Origin of the sequence: Neobacillus niacini, from assembly GCF_031457145.1 — a bacterium.
GTDB classification, from domain to species: Bacteria; Bacillota; Bacilli; order Bacillales; family Cytobacillaceae; genus Neobacillus; species Neobacillus niacini_J.
This window is the reverse complement of record NZ_JAVDVZ010000005.1, coordinates 255,598-271,069: the sequence shown is the minus strand read 5'-3', so window position 1 is coordinate 271,069 and position 15,472 is coordinate 255,598. Positions and strand designations below refer to the sequence as shown.

15 protein-coding genes, 2 pseudogenes and 1 other annotated feature are annotated in these 15,472 nt (G+C 40.6%); of the genes and pseudogenes, 3 read left to right on the top strand and 14 right to left on the bottom strand.

Going from position 1 to position 15,472, the window contains the following annotated elements:
- Positions 1-848 precede the first annotated feature (848 nt).
- Positions 849-1,100: pseudogene (locus J2Y03_RS29135) on the top strand (pentapeptide repeat-containing protein); the annotation flags it as partial.
- A 197-nt stretch (positions 1,101-1,297) separates the two neighbouring features.
- Here J2Y03_RS29135 and safA read toward each other — a convergent pair.
- The 4 genes and pseudogenes from safA to nadB all read right to left on the bottom strand — a co-directional run.
- Positions 1,298-1,453, bottom strand: a pseudogene (gene safA, locus J2Y03_RS14850) (SafA/ExsA family spore coat assembly protein); the annotation flags it as partial.
- Between the two features lie 139 nt (positions 1,454-1,592).
- Positions 1,593-2,690, bottom strand: coding sequence for a quinolinate synthase NadA (gene nadA / locus J2Y03_RS14845; RefSeq protein WP_310195390.1), 1,098 nt, complete (start codon positions 2,688-2,690; stop codon positions 1,593-1,595).
- Position 2,691: 1 nt separating this feature from the next.
- Complete coding sequence (gene nadC, locus J2Y03_RS14840; protein ID WP_310195389.1) at positions 2,692-3,540, bottom strand: carboxylating nicotinate-nucleotide diphosphorylase; 849 nt, start codon at positions 3,538-3,540, stop codon at positions 2,692-2,694.
- Positions 3,509-5,086, bottom strand: a complete 1,578-nt coding sequence (gene nadB, locus J2Y03_RS14835; protein WP_310195387.1) for an L-aspartate oxidase — start codon at positions 5,084-5,086, stop codon at positions 3,509-3,511. Before nadB ends, nadC begins: the two co-directional genes overlap by 32 nt.
- 362 nt (positions 5,087-5,448) lie before the next feature.
- Between nadB and J2Y03_RS14830 the strand changes: the two genes are divergently transcribed.
- Positions 5,449-6,579 carry an IscS subfamily cysteine desulfurase gene (locus tag J2Y03_RS14830; RefSeq protein WP_310195386.1) on the top strand — a complete coding sequence of 377 codons (1,131 nt, stop codon included), beginning with the start codon at positions 5,449-5,451 and terminating at the stop codon, positions 6,577-6,579.
- 36 nt (positions 6,580-6,615) lie between these two features.
- Entirely contained in the window at positions 6,616-7,155 is a 540-nt protein-coding gene (locus J2Y03_RS14825; protein WP_310195385.1) for a transcription repressor NadR, read from the top strand.
- Positions 7,156-7,481: 326 nt separating this feature from the next.
- Here the strand turns inward: J2Y03_RS14825 and pheA are convergent, their stop codons facing one another.
- The 10 genes from pheA to J2Y03_RS14775 form a co-directional block, all read right to left on the bottom strand.
- A complete protein-coding gene (pheA, locus tag J2Y03_RS14820) occupies positions 7,482-8,330 on the bottom strand; it encodes a prephenate dehydratase (protein WP_310195382.1) in 849 nt (282 codons plus the stop codon).
- 50 nt (positions 8,331-8,380) lie between these two features.
- Complete coding sequence (locus J2Y03_RS14815; protein ID WP_132088792.1) at positions 8,381-8,836, bottom strand: ACT domain-containing protein; 456 nt, start codon at positions 8,834-8,836, stop codon at positions 8,381-8,383.
- A 76-nt stretch (positions 8,837-8,912) separates the two neighbouring features.
- Positions 8,913-10,205, bottom strand: a complete 1,293-nt coding sequence (gene obgE, locus J2Y03_RS14810; RefSeq protein ID WP_310195379.1) for a GTPase ObgE — start codon at positions 10,203-10,205, stop codon at positions 8,913-8,915.
- A 42-nt stretch (positions 10,206-10,247) separates the two neighbouring features.
- Positions 10,248-10,778, bottom strand: coding sequence for a sporulation initiation phosphotransferase B (locus tag J2Y03_RS14805; protein ID WP_310195378.1), 531 nt, complete (start codon positions 10,776-10,778; stop codon positions 10,248-10,250).
- 213 nt (positions 10,779-10,991) lie between these two features.
- Complete coding sequence (gene rpmA / locus J2Y03_RS14800; protein ID WP_090758958.1) at positions 10,992-11,285, bottom strand: 50S ribosomal protein L27; 294 nt, start codon at positions 11,283-11,285, stop codon at positions 10,992-10,994.
- A 12-nt stretch (positions 11,286-11,297) separates the two neighbouring features.
- Positions 11,298-11,627 carry a ribosomal-processing cysteine protease Prp gene (locus J2Y03_RS14795; RefSeq protein ID WP_310195376.1) on the bottom strand — a complete coding sequence of 110 codons (330 nt, stop codon included), beginning with the start codon at positions 11,625-11,627 and terminating at the stop codon, positions 11,298-11,300.
- 15 nt (positions 11,628-11,642) lie between these two features.
- Positions 11,643-11,951 (bottom strand): 50S ribosomal protein L21, encoded by a 309-nt coding sequence (rplU, locus tag J2Y03_RS14790; RefSeq protein ID WP_310195374.1) that lies wholly within the window; start codon positions 11,949-11,951, stop codon positions 11,643-11,645.
- A 12-nt stretch (positions 11,952-11,963) separates the two neighbouring features.
- Positions 11,964-12,046: a sequence feature (ribosomal protein L21 leader region), on the bottom strand.
- Positions 12,047-12,094: 48 nt separating this feature from the next.
- Positions 12,095-13,555, bottom strand: coding sequence for an Rne/Rng family ribonuclease (locus tag J2Y03_RS14785; protein ID WP_310195373.1), 1,461 nt, complete (start codon positions 13,553-13,555; stop codon positions 12,095-12,097).
- A 44-nt stretch (positions 13,556-13,599) separates the two neighbouring features.
- Positions 13,600-14,466, bottom strand: a complete 867-nt coding sequence (locus J2Y03_RS14780) for a M50 family metallopeptidase (protein ID WP_310195372.1) — start codon at positions 14,464-14,466, stop codon at positions 13,600-13,602.
- Positions 14,459-15,247, bottom strand: coding sequence for a M23 family metallopeptidase (locus J2Y03_RS14775; protein ID WP_310195371.1), 789 nt, complete (start codon positions 15,245-15,247; stop codon positions 14,459-14,461). Before J2Y03_RS14775 ends, J2Y03_RS14780 begins: the two co-directional genes overlap by 8 nt.
- Between the last annotated feature and the right edge of the window lie 225 nt (positions 15,248-15,472).

The window sequence follows — 15,472 nt, the reverse complement described above, 5'->3', positions numbered from 1 at the left end:
TTTGGCCGCCCATTGGCATCTGGCCGCCCATTGGCATCTGGCCGCCCATTGGCATCTGGCCGCCCATTGGCATCTGGCCGCCCATTTGGTTTGTCATCGGCAATTGCTGCATGAAGGATGAAGATTCATTATCAAATCCATGCTGCATAAATTGTGCACCCGCAACCCCCGGCATTGGTACAGGTTGATTAGGCATCATATTAGGCATTGGTGGTATTGCTACTCCTTGAACCTGTGGATATGGCATAAATGACATTGGCGGACAAGGAGGCGGCGGACACATTGGCATCTGGCCGCCCATTGGCATTTGGCCCATTCCTAGCATTTGACCGCCCATTTGGTTTGTCATCGGCAATTGCGGCATGAAGGATGAAGATTCATCATCAAATCCATGCTGCATAAATTGTGCACCCGCAACCCCCGGCATTGGTACAGGTTGATTAGGCATCATATTAGGCATCATATTAGGCATCATATTAGGCATTGGTGGCATTGCTACTCCTTGAACCTGTGGATATGGCATAAATGACATTGGCGGACAAGGAGGCGGCGGACACCATTGTGGTGGTGGCGGGCAAAATCCTGATCCTGGCATTACTGGTGTTATAGGTACACAATAATCTTGAGGCATTTGCATCTGCGGCTGCATTTGTGGCAGCATTTGCGGCTGCTCGAACATTGGAGATTCCTCAGGCATTACTGGGTATTCTTTCTGTGGTACTTTTACTTCAGGTAGTATGTTTGTTGGTTTAGGCGGCAGCTGTGGCTGTTTAACCATATTGGTCATATTGTTCATGTAATAGTTGTTAATATCAATTTCTGGGATAATTTGCAGGGGCATTTTTGGAGTGTATGGTGTTTTAGGTGTTTCTTTAATTGGCACTTCCTTAATAGGTACTTCTTTAATTGGCATTTGCTTAATTGGTACTTCCTTAATCGGCACTTCTTTAATTGGCATTTGCTTAATTGGCATTTGCTTAATTGGTACTTCCTTAATAGGTGCTTTAATTGGCACTTCCTTAATCGGTGCTTTAATTGGCACTTCCTTAATTGGTGCTGCTTTTATTGGAGCTTCTTTTTTGGGAGCCTCTTTAATTGGTGCTGCTTTAATTGGTGCTTCCTTTATTGGAACCTCCTTTTTTGGAGCTGTTTTAATCGGCATTTCTTTTGGTTTCTCTTTGGTATACGGTTGCCCAGCAATCGGCATTTCTTTCTTGGCGCCTAAGTTGATTGTGGCCCCCGGCTTTGTTCCCATAGGCGCTTCTTTTTTTATTGTTCCACCTGATGTTGGGACTTTTATTTTCATACCGGGCATAATCATATCAGGGTTGCTGAGCTGTGAATTCATTTTTTTCAGCTCTTCAAAATTCACGCCGTACTTCTTGGCGATTTTCCAAAGAGTATCCCCTTTCTGTACGATATGGATCTTCACTCTGATTTCCCTCCTATGCATAAGTCCATATAGTCTATGTGATGATAGGCAAAGTGCTAACATTCTTCAGAAAAACTTATGCTTTTTTTCGGAAAAATATGAATCAACCATAAGAAAATAAAAATAGATGCAATTTTTAAAAATTGCATCTACCTTATCATTAAGCATTTTTTAACATACGTTCAAGCGCTAATTTTGCGTTTTCAGCTATTTCCGGAGCAACCTTTATTGTATTATTTGTCTCTTCTAACGTATCTAAGCTCCACACTAAATGCGGAAGGTCAATTCGATTCATCGTCAAACATGGACACATTGCAGGATTTAAAGAAATAATCTTTTTATCAGGGTGATTTTGAATGAGGCGGTTGACAAGGTTCATCTCTGTTCCAATCGCCCACTCAGAACCTGGCTCCGCTTTTTCAATCGCATTAATAATATAACTGGTTGAACCTGCCATATCCGATAATTCAACGACCTCGCGACGGCACTCAGGATGAACAATTATCGTCATATTAGGATATTGACTGCGTGTATCATGGATATTCTGAACGGTAAAGTTCTCATGTACAGAGCAATGTCCTTTCCAAAGGATGACTTTAATTTTTGAAGTGTCGCCTTCGTATTCAAGCTTATGTGTAATTGGATTCCAAACGGCCATTTCATCTAAGCCAATGCCTAAGTCATAAGCGGTATTACGACCTAAATGTTGATCTGGTAAAAATAAAATCCGTTCTTTTTGGGTAAATGCCCATTTGACCATTGTCTCCGCATTCGAAGAAGTTACGCTCGCACCACCATGTGCACCGACAAAGGACTTAATCGCAGCAGTAGAGTTAACATAAGTTAGGGGAAGAATACTGTCCCCGAAAATTCCCTGCAGGATTTCCCATGCTTTTTCGGTCTGGTCAATGTCTGCCATGTCTGCCATGGAGCAGCCAGCACGCATGTCTGGGAGAATAACTTTTTGGTTGTCATTTGTAAGAATATCTGCCGTTTCTGCCATAAAATGAACGCCACAGAAAACAATGAATTCTGCTTCTGTATTTTCGGCTGATAATTGTGCGAGTTTTAATGAATCTCCTGTCGCGTCTGCAAACTGTATGACTTCATCTTTTTGATAATGGTGTCCTGGAATGAATAAACGTGAGCCTAATTTGTTTTTTACTTCAACCACTCTAGCCTCTAATTCTTCCTTCGACATCTGTTTGTATTTTTCAGGAATCATCTTATTTTTTTGCATAGTAGCTAAAATGCTCATATTATTCTTCTCCTCCGGTCCATTGAACTTTGACGCTTATATCAAGTGCTTTATAAGAATGTGTTAACAATCCTAGTGAGATATAGTCCACACCCGTATCACGATAACTAGCTAAATTAGACAATTGAATGCCTCCTGAAGCTTCCGTTATGAAACCTGATGGAACTAATTTAATCAGTTCTTTAATTTCATCTGGTGTACGATTATCAAACATGATGACATCTGCACCAGCTTTGACAGCTTCCTTCACCTGATCTTCTGTTTCAACTTCTACTTCCACCTTCACCATATGACCGGCTTTTTTCCGAACCGTATCAACAGCATGTGAGATGGAGCCAGCGAACGCAATGTGATTATCTTTAATCATGATTCCGTCGTATAAGCCGAAACGATGATTAAAGCCTCCTCCAGTGCGAACAGCAAACTTTTCAAGCATTCTTAAACCAGGTGTCGTTTTACGGGTATCACAAATTTTCGTATGTTCACTATCAAGTGTGGAAACCGCTTTTTGAGTCAGGGTGGCAATTCCACTCATTCTTTGGATTAAGTTAAGAACCACTCTTTCACCTTTTAATAAATCAGCTATTTTCCCAGAGGCAGTCGCGAGCTTCTGACCAACTTCAATATTATGGCCATCCTTCACAAAGACCTTTGTTTCAATATCAAGATTTAAAAGCTTAAAACCAGTATGAATGATGTCTTCTCCACAAAAGATTCCGTTATCCTTTGAAAGAAAAACAATCTCTCCTTTTGTATCATCAGGAAAAATTAAATCGGTTGTAATATCTTGTTCTCCAATATCTTCTATAAAAAATTGCTCAAGTAGCGAGCGCAGTTTCAATGTGTTCATGGTTCGTCCCCATTCCCCAGCTATTTTTATGAATAATTGATTGGTTTAACCAATGCTGATCGTCTTCCATTGGGTAATCACTTCGGTAATGACCACCACGGCTTTCTGTTCGTTTCAATGCAGATTCGGTAATGAGTTTCGCTATCATGAGCATAAAAATCTTTGTCGTCTCTTCAAAAGAATAAGCGTCGAGATTTTTTATTTGATGAACCTCAAAAGAGTCTAACCATGCTTTTTGCTTTTTGAGATTGACTTCATTTCGAACAATTCCTACTCGTTCCATCATTGAATGCTTAATTTCTTGTTTAGTTGGTAAAATCACTTTTTCATGTGGAATAAATTGACTAGTTCCTCCTATCCTAAGTTCATCTTCTTTTACAGCATCATTTAGCCATGAAGATAACTTTTCACCCATATATAAACCTTCTAATAAAGAATTACTTGCCAGGCGGTTGGCACCATGCAATCCGGTGCAGGCTGCCTCACCAATAGCATATAAGCCATTTATAGATGTTCTTCCGAAAAGGTCAGTTTTGATTCCTCCCATTAAAAAATGACTACCGGGAGCGACTGGGATTCTTCCACCTGATATCTGAAGTCCATTTTCCTCACAAATAGCCGTTATCGATGGAAATCTTTGTGTAAAGTTTTCTATATTACTAATATCTAAATATACTTTGTGTCCATTTTTAAGATATTCATAGATTTTTTGCGAAACTACATGCCTTGGAGCTAGGTCCTTGAGCGGATGAACACCTTCCATAATTGGGATTCCGTTCTCCGTAACTAGGATTGCACCCTCGCCGCGAACTGCTTCAGAAATTAGCCCTTTTGTTTCACCTTTTAGGTATAACAGTGTTGGGTGAAATTGAATAAACTCCATATCAACTACTTCAGCGCCTGCTAAGTAGGCTAAGGCGATTCCATCACCGCTTACAGTAGGAGCATTGGATGTATAGGTGAACAATTGGCCACATCCGCCAGTTGCTACTATCGTATTCTTGCTGTAATAGTTTTTTATTTTACCATCTGGTCGCTTTGCTTTTACACCGATACAACGGCCATCAGCATTTAGCAATAGTTCATAAGCAAAAACATCTTCATCAATTGTGACATTGTTCTTTAGCGTGCTAATAAGGTGCTCTACCACATTCTTACCCGTTGCATCGCCGCCTCCATGAACAATTCGCTTTTCACTATGTGCCCCTTCCATTCCTAGAAGTAATTCTCCGTTTTTATTTTTATCAAAAACGGATCCTTGTTCAGCAATGAACTTGATGAGCATAGGTGCGGCATTAATAATTTCCTCGACTGCTCCTTGATTATTGTGATATCTTCCTGCTTCAAGCGTATCAGCAACATGTTTCGATGGATGATCATCTGCGCCAATCGCAGCTGCAATGCCGCCTTGGGCAAGATACGAATTCGCTGTTCTTATTTTCTCTTTTGTGAGTATCCTCACATTCAAATCCCTATTTAAAAGTGAGGCTAACTGCAGTGCAGCAATCCCACTTCCTAAAATTAACACATCGTCATTTGTCATCATTTTGACTCCTCCTGGATTAACAGGTGTCTTGACATCTATATTTACATAGAATTAAACTAAATACAAGAATTTTTTTACGAAAAGCCCGTTCAGCGACGTATGGACTCCTCGTAAAAGCTAACGCTTTTCCTTCGTGCGATGCCTATGCTGCCGAAGCCTTCCTTGTGGAGCGCTCTGACTGAGATAAAGGAAACACGAAGAGCGGTAGCGATTCGATGTTGACTTATCGTAGGGAAGAGAGCGAAGTACACTAGTCGCTGGGCGCTCCTCAGAAAAGCTAACACTTTTCTTTCGTGCGAGGTAACGCTTCCGTAGCTTACTCTTGTGGAGCTAGACAAAAATATGAGTATTGGAGATTACTAATGATATATTTTGATTTTGCCGCTACCACCCCGTTGGACGCAGAAGCAGCAGAGGTTTTTGTTCAGGCTTCCACTGAGTATTTTGGGAATTCAAGCTCACTTCATGATATCGGCGGGCAGTCACAGGACTTATTAGAGAATTGCCGTGAAGAGCTGGCAAATTTATTAGGTGTAAATAAAAAAGGCTTGTACTTTACAAGCGGTGGTTCTGAAGGGAATTTTTTAGCGATAGAGGCGCTTCTTTCTGCTCCTAAAAAAACTGGAAAGCACATCATTGCCGGAATGGCAGAGCACTCTTCCATTCATGGTGTTCTCAACCGGTTGGAAGGTTATTCTGTTACATTTTTACCCTTTGATTCTTCAGGTCTAATAGACGTGGAAGAATTAGAGCGTGCCATTTCCCCTGAAACGGTATTAGTGATCGTACAGCATGTTAATTCTGAAATTGGTACCATACAACCAATTGAAGACATAGCGCATATTTGCAGGGAGCATGCCATCCATTTTCACAGTGATTTTGTTCAATCTTTTGGAAAAATCGACTTGAAAAGGATTGCCCCTCTGGTAAGCAGCTTTTCTTTTTCAGGTCATAAAATTTATGGTCCAAAAGGGGTTGGCGGTGCCTATATCGACCCGGCCATTTCCTGGAGAGCTTTTTTCCCAGGGGGTTCTCACGAAAAAGGATTCCGACCAGGAACCGTGAATGTTCCTGCCATTGCGGCAATGACTGCAGCTGCGCAAAAAATAAATAATGACATTGCACAAAATCAAGAGCGATTCTTAAGTTTACGTACCGCTTTTATTGAGTCACTTGAACCTATTAAGGAATTTGTCCATCTTTACCAAGCAGATGCAGAATCACAATTACCTTCGATTATTGGTTTGCGAATTTCTGGGATTGAGGGGCAATGGATGATGTTAGAATGTAACCGCTTTGGGTTTGCAATTTCAACCGGAAGTGCTTGTCAAATTGGAATGCAGTCTCCCGCAAAAGTGACACAGGCATTAGGGTTAAACATACAAGAGGCAAAAGAGTTTATCCGGATATCATTTGGGAATTCAACCAGGAGGGAAGATGTAATTAGGCTTGGGGAAACTATGGTAGATATTGTGAAAAAATTTAAGAATTAAAAACTATGTTAGAATAGGAAGAATGAGGTGAAAATCATGGCTGAGCAAAAAAAGAGATTAGGCGATGAAAGGAGAGCTTTCCTTCTAGAGCTGCTAAAAGACAGCACTACACCGCTTACAGGAAGTGAGTTAGCCACACGAACGAATGTAAGCAGGCAAGTGATTGTTGGGGATATTACGCTCCTTAAGGCAAAAGATGAACCCATTATCGCCACAAGCCAAGGCTATTTGTATTTTAAGCAAAACACAGGCGTGCCATTATTTGAACGTACCATTGCCTGCACACACTCACCGGATGATACGGTAAAAGAACTAAATTTAATGGTAGATCATGGTGTATTAGTAAAGGATGTTAAAATAGAGCATGCGGTTTACGGTGATTTAACGGCTTCGATTATGGTATCTAATCGCCAAGAGGTAAAACAATTCCTAGATAATATGCAAAATACAAAGGCGTCGTTATTATCAGAATTAACAGGCGGCATTCATCTTCATACGATTGCTGCATCCAGCGTTCAAACTTTAGATAAAGCAGAGACGGCATTGAAGGAAGCCGGATTTTTGATTGATGCCTAAATGCTTTCCCACCTTGTAAGAATTCCTGTTGGAAATTCTTACGGGGATTTTTTTTGAGTAGGATGGATTGTGACTGTAAAGTAGGGACTCGCAAATTTTCGGTAAGAATCACGACCGGATTTTGACCGAAAAGTCAGGACTCGCAATATCTCGGTAACAATCACAAACGGATTTTGACCGAATAGTCAGGACCGCAAAATTCCGGTAACAATCACGACAGGATTTTGACCGAAAAGTCAGGACCCTCAAGATTTCGGTAACAATCACGACCGGATTGTTGTCGACAAGCACAAAAATACCGAGCTCAATGCCCGGTACTTTTCATTTTATTTGATCATTTTAGATGGGTAGCTCCCTAGTAATGTCACTCCGCAGCCTAGTGCTTCAAGCTCGGCCATAGCGCCTGGAATCAAAACCTCATCGAGCTTCATTTCCAAATCGATGATGAAAAAATAATTGCCTATTCCTGTTTTCATCGGTCTTGATTCGATTTTTGACAGGTTTATTTTTCGCCAAGCAAAGGCAGAGAGTACCATATGCAGTGTTCCAGCCTTGTCAGTTGGCAATGTAACCATTAGGGTTGTTTTATAATGGGATGAACCACTAAGTTCTTCAAAATCAAGCTTATGTTCAGAAAGAACGAAGAAACGAGTATGATTATGATTGAAATCATGAATATCCTTTTGGACGATTGACAAACCGTATTCTTCAGCAGCCAATTCATTCGCAATGGCGGCAACACGCATATTCGGTTGATCCATCACCATTTTGGCTGCTGCAGCTGTCGAACTGACACTCTCATAAGGAATCCCGTTTAACTGAGTATGTAAGAACTTATGGCATTGGGCAATCGCATGCGAATGACTATATACCTTTTTAACATCCTGCCAATTTTCGCGATTGTCCGGGTGGACCATTAAATGCTGCTTGATTGGGATGGTAATTTCTCCGACAATCGGCAATTGAACGACATGGGTTAAATAATCTATTGTAATATTAACGGTACCTTCAAGGGTATTTTCAATAGGAACAACTGCTATTTCTACCTTTTCGCTTACGACAGCGTCCATGGATTCGGGAATGGTTCGAAACGGTTCAAGCTCAAATCCAGGAAAAACCTTCTTCACCGCTAATTCGGTGAATGTTGCCTTTGGTCCTAAAAAACCAACTTTCATGATTCCACACACTCCCTAACATCAATCTCTATCTGCTGCTAAAATTATGATTAAGCGCCTGTTCCAAGCACTTCTACTTTCTCTACAAATTCAAGCTTCCGCAATTCTGAAAGCAGCTCATCTATATCTGTTGAAATCTGGGTGGTATTGAGCGAAAGTGTAACGTTTGCCCGTCCTTGCAATGGAATGGTTTGATGTATGGTTAACACATTACAGCCAGATGAAGCAACAACACCAAGCAGCTTCGAAAGTGTACCAGAACGATCCTCAAGATGAAAAAAGAGTGTTACTAACCGTTCCTTTACAATCGTGGAAAAGGGAAATACCGTATCTCTATATTTATAATAGGCACTCCTGCTTAAATCCACCTGTTGGACAGCATCCCAAATAGACTCAGCCTTACCTCTTTCGAGCATTTCTTTTACATCAAGTGTTTTTTTCATAGCCTCAGGCAAGACGTCTTCTCGTATTAAGTAAAATTTCTTATCAAATTTTTCATTTTTCATCTCTCCACCCACCTGATTAAAAAAAGCATAAGCGCCCGCCCTCAGATGGAATCGGACGCCTCAGCTAGAATTTCTACTACTCAACAAACTCAAATTCAAATTCTAATAATCTAACCGTATCCCCATCTTTTGCACCTTTTTTCCTTAAAGCCTCATCCACACCAAGACCACGAAGCTGTCTTGAAAAACGTCGAATAGATTCATCTGTTTGGAAATTAGTCATCTTAAACAGCTTTTCAATCTTTTCACCTGAAACAACAAATGCACCGTCTGGTTCTCTTGTAATATAGAAGGCCTCAGGGTCTGCCTCATGCTTGTAAAGAACGCGATTAATACCTGTGTCTTCTTCCTCTTCATGCTGTAGAGGAAATTCAGGAGTCTGCTCGATTTTGTCCGCAATCGCAAATAATAGCTCTCTCAAACCTTTTCTTGATAGGGCAGAAATCGGATAAATCGGGAAATCTTCTTCAAGGCGTTCTTTAAACTTTTGCAAATTCTCTTCTGCTTCCGGCATGTCCATTTTATTGGCCACAATAATCTGTGGACGCTCAGTTAAGCGGAGATTATATTCTTCTAGCTCTTTATTGATGGTCAGGAAATCCTCATATGGATCGCGACCTTCCATCGCAGCCATATCAATTACGTGAACGATAACCCTGGTGCGTTCAATATGCCGTAAGAATTGATGTCCTAGGCCTACACCTTCACTTGCACCTTCAATCAGTCCTGGTAGGTCTGCCATGACAAAGCTTCGGTTATCTTCAGTTTCAACCATTCCAAGATTCGGAACAATTGTCGTAAAATGATATTCCGCAATTTTTGGTTTTGCTGAGGAAACTACTGATAATAAAGTAGATTTTCCAACGCTTGGGAAGCCGACAAGTCCAACATCTGCGAGCAGCTTTAATTCTAGGATAACATCGCGCTCTTGACCTGGTTCGCCATTTTCAGCAAGCTCTGGCGCTGGGTTTGAAGGGGTCGCAAAACGGGAATTTCCTCTTCCTCCACGCCCGCCTTTGGCAATGATTGCACGCTGTCCATTCTCGACAAGATCAGCGATGACTTCTTTTGTTTCTGCATCCATGACCACTGTACCTGGTGGTACTTTAACAATCATATCCTTGGAGTTTTTGCCGTGTTGATTTTTGGACATGCCATGCTCACCACGCGGCGCTTTCCAATGGCGCTGATAACGGAAATCCATTAAGGTACGCAAGCCCTCATTTACTTCAAAAACAACATCTGCGCCCTTGCCGCCGTCTCCGCCAGCAGGTCCGCCCATAGGAACATATTTTTCACGGCGAAACGCGACCATTCCATTACCGCCGTCTCCACCTTTTACATAAATCTTCGTTTGATCGACAAACATGTGAATCCTCCTGGTTGACTGATGACGAACTGAATCGTCCTCCTATACCACTGGCATAAAGATTTCTAATCCTAGTTCGCTTTCTGAGAATTCCTTTATCACACACTCGTTTTCAGAGGAGATTAGGAATTGTTCAATCAGTTCTTTTTTTATTATTATTCCGCTAAAATCAAAAAAGAAACGAACTCCATCTGATTGCGGTTGAATTGTTATCGATAAGTGATTTTCTTGAAACGCCTCAATTGCTTGATCTAAGCAAATGAAAAAGGATTTTGTCCAATTAGACAGAAGTTTATCATTTATTTCCACTGCTTCTATATCGTTAAGAACCTCATATTCAAGCTGAAATAAATGATTTTCCCAATTTGACTTTAAAAGCAAGGAGGCAAATATCGGCAAATGTAAGTTCGACAGCTTCGATTCATGCTGTACTTCGACTACAATTTCATTTATATATGCTTTTGCCCGATCCATTCTATTTAAATCCAAGTTCCCTTTGATTAGCTGCAGCCTATTCAGCCAATCATGCCGTGAGTGCCGCAGCACCTCAACGATATCCCATTCTTTCTCCATAATCGCACTCCTAGCTTAAGTGTCGAAAAAACTATTTTCTGTTAGTATATCAAAAAAGTTCACATGAGTAAGCAATTTTGCGCGAATGTTTTCCAATTGAGGTATTATGAGGCTAATTTGGGAGATCAAATTGGAGTTTGTAATTGGGTATTTTTTCCTTTCGAGTTAAAAAAGAAAACCCTAACCAATCAGGTTAGAGTTTTCACTGAAAGCTTACGCTTCTTGAGCTGTTGGATAAACGCTGACTTTTTTACGGTCACGACCAAAACGTTCGAATTTTACAACGCCGTCGATTTTAGCAAAAAGAGTGTCGTCTCCTCCACGGCCTACGTTTTCACCTGGGTAAATCTTTGTACCGCGTTGACGGTAAAGGATTGAACCACCAGATACGAATTGACCGTCTGCACGCTTAGCGCCAAGGCGCTTTGATTGAGAGTCACGTCCGTTCCTTGTAGAACCTACTCCCTTTTTAGATGCAAACAACTGAAGATCTAATTTTAATAACATTTATTCCACCCCCTACTTTTTGAAGGTTATTTTTATGTGCTCTCCGTACTCTTCTTCAATCGTTCGTAATGAAACGACCATACCTTCTAGAAGGAGCTGTACTTTCTCATTTATGTCTTCCGGAAGTTTATCTGGAACAACACAGCGGAGAAAGCCATCTCCCTGTTCAATCTCTGGCTTGACACCTGTTAAGGCGTGCACAGCATTAATTGCGCCAACGGATACAGCGGACGCGCCTGCACAGACGATATCCTTTCCCCGATTAGCGAAGAATGCATGACCACTTATTTTAAATGATTGAATCGATTCGGATTCAGAACGGTTAATTGTAATAGATATCATCTATTATCCAACACCTTACGAGTTGATCGCTTCGATCATAACTTTAGTGTATGGCTGACGATGACCTTGCTTTTTACGGTTGTTTTTCTTCGCTTTGTACTTGAAAACAGTGATTTTCTTAGCGCGGCCTTGTTTTTCAACTTTAGCTGTAACTGTAGCACCAGCCACTAATGGGCTTCCTACTTTTACATTTTCTCCGCCAACGAATAATACCTTATCAAATGTAACTGTTTCGCCTGCTTCTGCGTTAAGCTTTTCAATGTAGATAGCTTGACCAGCTTCTACTTTAATTTGCTTACCACCTGTTTCGATAATTGCGTACATACTTGCACCTCCTCATAAACTCAGACTCGCCATAGTCAGGCGCTCATGCAAAAAGCAATCGACTTAATACCTGTAATGTGCGGTTGTAGCACGGGTGCTACAAACATAACATTGAAAATTTTATCATGAAATAGGCGAAAGTGTCAATAGGGTTCTCCTGCTTTTTGCGCGATCTCTTCATGATTCCCAAATTGATTTACAACATAGTAATGTTGGGCAGATGATTGAATCGAAAAATACAATTTGAGACGAATCCATTCTTCTACCATTTCTAAATGCGGCAGGATCGCTTCTTTTACCTCATTTGTTGTTTCGATTAATACCGCTTCAAAGTCGGAATTCCGGTGCTCCATAAGCTCCCGCTCGAGTCGAAATGCAACCGTCTCTGCACTAAGAATCCGTCCTGTACCATCACAAACGTGACATTTCACCTGTAATGCTTCGGATAAAGAAACTTTTGTTTTCTTCCTTGTCAGCTGGAGGATTCCTAGTGCCGTGAAACCAATGATTTTTGTTCTTGTTTGATCCATTTGAAATTGTGCTTCAATCGTTTCCAAGATGTGACGCCTGTCCTTTTCGCTTTTCATGTCAATAAAGTCAATGAGGACAATCCCGCCAATATCACGAAGCTTAAGTTGACGGGCAATTTCAATAGCCGCTAGGGTATTTGTTTTTAACACTGTATCCTGATAATCCGTTTTGCCGGAGAACTTCCCAGTATTAACATCAATAATCGTTAAAGCCTCGGTTTCATCAAAGATTAGATAGGCCCCTTTGTCTAGCCAGACTATCCGCTTAAGTGCCTTATCAATTTCATGCTCAATCCTGTGGACAGCAAAGATATTTTCTTTTCCATTATAATAGGTAACTTTTAGATTAGGATATCTGTCATCGAGGACTTTTTTAAAAGAAAGGTCATCGATTATTACTTCACCCTCAGACATTTGAGCAATGGAATCAAAAACCATTTCCGTAAAGGTATCTTTTTGATAAAGAATTCCTGGCTTTTTTAGTGCAGCCACCTTCTGATTCAGTTCATCAGCCAGATGGCGAAGAGTGTTGATTTCTTTTTCCATTTCCTCTTCGGTTGCAGAAATGCTTGATGTACGAAAAATAAGCCCTTCTTCTTCGGTTTTAAGTCGCATGCCTATACGGCGAAGATGATCCTTTTCTTGAACTATTTTTTTAGAGACTGCCACATAGCGCCCCTGCGGCATATAAATAAGGTTCATTCCTGTAAGTTCAATAATTCCCGTTACTCTTGGACCTTTAACTCCGGTCGTGTCCTTTTCTACCTGCACCAACAATTTTTCACCCTGATGAACGAAGGTAGAAACACTTTTCTTCTCTTTATCGATACTCCGTTCAGGTGATAAGACATAGGAAGCAAGCACATCACGATGTAGATAGGCGTTTTTCTCCGCGCCAATATCGATAAATGCCGCATTCATCCCAGGCAGAACCTTGGTTACAGTCCCATAATAAATATTACCGACCAGAGATTGCTGCTCTGGTCGGTCAAAAATAATTTTTTCAACTGTATTATTCTTAACGACAGCAAATCTCTTTTCTCTAGAAACTGCATTCACAATTAACTTTTCCAAACCAACATCCTCACTTTTGTTCTAATTATTTTTATTATACCAATTTAGTAAGAAAAGAGAAGGTCGCTGATTTTATCGGTTAACCGTTTTTCTGTAAAATAAGCATGAAGCAGTTCATTTTCATCCAACATGCCTTTTTCTTTACCATCACTCTCGACAATAATCGGATGTTTGCAGCCTCGTTGAAATTTTTCTAACACATCGATTAGCAAGTCTTGCTCATTTGCTTGAATGGGTTTCAGGGCTTGGAGGTCACTTTTTTTACCATAGTAGCGCTCCAAAAGGAATCTCATAAAAATATACCTGCGCTGTTTCCATTCATGATAAAGAGAGAATAATAAGAAGCCAACGATAATCCAGACATTTATTTGCTCCGGTGCAGCGAAGAGTGTAAGAACAGAAAAGATTCCCACGCTGGAGAAAGAAATCAATAAGGTTTGACGGTGTGCAATCGGAAATGATTTTTTCAATGATAGGAGCATAAAGATCAGCTTCCCGCCATCAAGAGGCCAGACCGGGATTAGATTGAAGATAAATATCATTAAATTATAGTGTAAAAACAATAAAAACAAATCTTCAGGAATCAGATTAAAGAATAAAAGTGCATACGCTAGGGCCACCATCCAGATATGCTGGAGCGGTCCTGCAAGAACAACGATTGCCTCTTCCTTTAAAGGACGGTTACCATGCTCCTCCATTTCAGCTACGCCGCCGAAGGGGAGCAGGGTAATTTTCTTAATCCTCCATGAAAAAAAAGAAGCTGCAGCAGCATGCCCCATTTCATGCACAAAAATTATGCCGATTAACAGGCATACCTCGAGGAAATGTGCTGTAGCAATGGATATCGCGATGACAATCCACAACAATGGGTGGACATGGACCTGTTGTAATAAATGTATGACTTTATTCAAAGCGAATCACCTGGATCGGGTCGATGAAATCATCGCCTTTTTTAATGGCAAAATAATAGGTTCCCTTCGTTTTATCTTCCCCTGTTGATTCTGAGGCAGTACCCACGACGGTTTCCGTTTTAATAAACTCATATAAACTAACCTTAATTTCATCGAGATTTCCATAGGTCGTCTCTGTTTGATCAGCGTGCTGGATGATGACAGTCTTGCCCGTATCTTCCTTAACACCTGCAAACATGACATTTCCTTCATTCATCGCTTCAACAGGTGCACCTTTTGCGGTTTCAATCATGATGCCCTGTCCATTCTTTTCAAAGTTTTCGAGGATCTTTCCTGAAAAAACAGGAACAACAGAGTTTTTATCAACTACATTTTTCTCGCCTTTGTTTTCTTCACCTGTAAACGGCAGGAGAGCTAATGGTTTACCGAATTGATCTTCATACCATTTTGATACTGTTGCAAATTTAAAATCCTGCTCCATTGTTTTCATCACAAAATCTTTTGCTGGAGCAAATGTAGCAGAATTTTCTCGGAACATAATAGCAATCACAAGAAATAACAGTGCGGATGCCAAAATCTTAAAGATGAAAACTTCCTTTTTAAATAAAGGATGGACGACATCGTCCTTACCTGGTTCATAGGAGGAAAAATGATTAAATCCGTATTTTTCATCCTCCCCTGGCCAGGAAATTTCTTGTTCGGGTCCTTTCCCTGATGATCCACCTTTTTCCTTTTTTCGCTTTGCGATTCGTCGCCGTATTTCCTCTGGTGTAGACCGCATTATATCCACCAACCTTTAGACAGCTTTTTGTACAAGTCTATGTGGTTGTCTCAGAGAGTATGACTCCGGCATAACTTTTTTAGGTTTTGTACATTTTTCAAAAGTCTTTGTACACTTATACATATATTTCCATTTGACAATAAACACCTAACAACTAAAAAATAGACAATTGCCTACCTATAAATGAAACTTCCATGAATTTGTGGATAAGCCACACGTTCTTTT

Excerpts from the sequence above, each read along its gene's own strand:
- nadA (WP_310195390.1), bottom strand. The coding sequence starts at position 2,690 with ATGAGCATTTTAGCTACTATGCAAAAAAATAAGATGATTCCTGAAAAA.
- nadC (WP_310195389.1), bottom strand. The coding sequence starts at position 3,540 with ATGAACACATTGAAACTGCGCTCGCTACTTGAGCAATTTTTTATAGAA.
- nadB (WP_310195387.1), bottom strand. The coding sequence starts at position 5,086 with ATGATGACAAATGACGATGTGTTAATTTTAGGAAGTGGGATTGCTGCA.
- J2Y03_RS14830 (WP_310195386.1), top strand. The coding sequence starts at position 5,449 with ATGATATATTTTGATTTTGCCGCTACCACCCCGTTGGACGCAGAAGCA.
- J2Y03_RS14825 (WP_310195385.1), top strand. The coding sequence starts at position 6,616 with ATGGCTGAGCAAAAAAAGAGATTAGGCGATGAAAGGAGAGCTTTCCTT.
- pheA (WP_310195382.1), bottom strand. The coding sequence starts at position 8,330 with ATGAAAGTTGGTTTTTTAGGACCAAAGGCAACATTCACCGAATTAGCG.
- J2Y03_RS14815 (WP_132088792.1), bottom strand. The coding sequence starts at position 8,836 with ATGAAAAATGAAAAATTTGATAAGAAATTTTACTTAATACGAGAAGAC.
- obgE (WP_310195379.1), bottom strand. The coding sequence starts at position 10,205 with ATGTTTGTCGATCAAACGAAGATTTATGTAAAAGGTGGAGACGGCGGT.
- J2Y03_RS14805 (WP_310195378.1), bottom strand. The coding sequence starts at position 10,778 with ATGGAGAAAGAATGGGATATCGTTGAGGTGCTGCGGCACTCACGGCAT.
- rpmA (WP_090758958.1), bottom strand. The coding sequence starts at position 11,285 with ATGTTATTAAAATTAGATCTTCAGTTGTTTGCATCTAAAAAGGGAGTA.
- J2Y03_RS14795 (WP_310195376.1), bottom strand. The coding sequence starts at position 11,627 with ATGATATCTATTACAATTAACCGTTCTGAATCCGAATCGATTCAATCA.
- rplU (WP_310195374.1), bottom strand. The coding sequence starts at position 11,951 with ATGTACGCAATTATCGAAACAGGTGGTAAGCAAATTAAAGTAGAAGCT.
- J2Y03_RS14775 (WP_310195371.1), bottom strand. The coding sequence starts at position 15,247 with ATGCGGTCTACACCAGAGGAAATACGGCGACGAATCGCAAAGCGAAAA.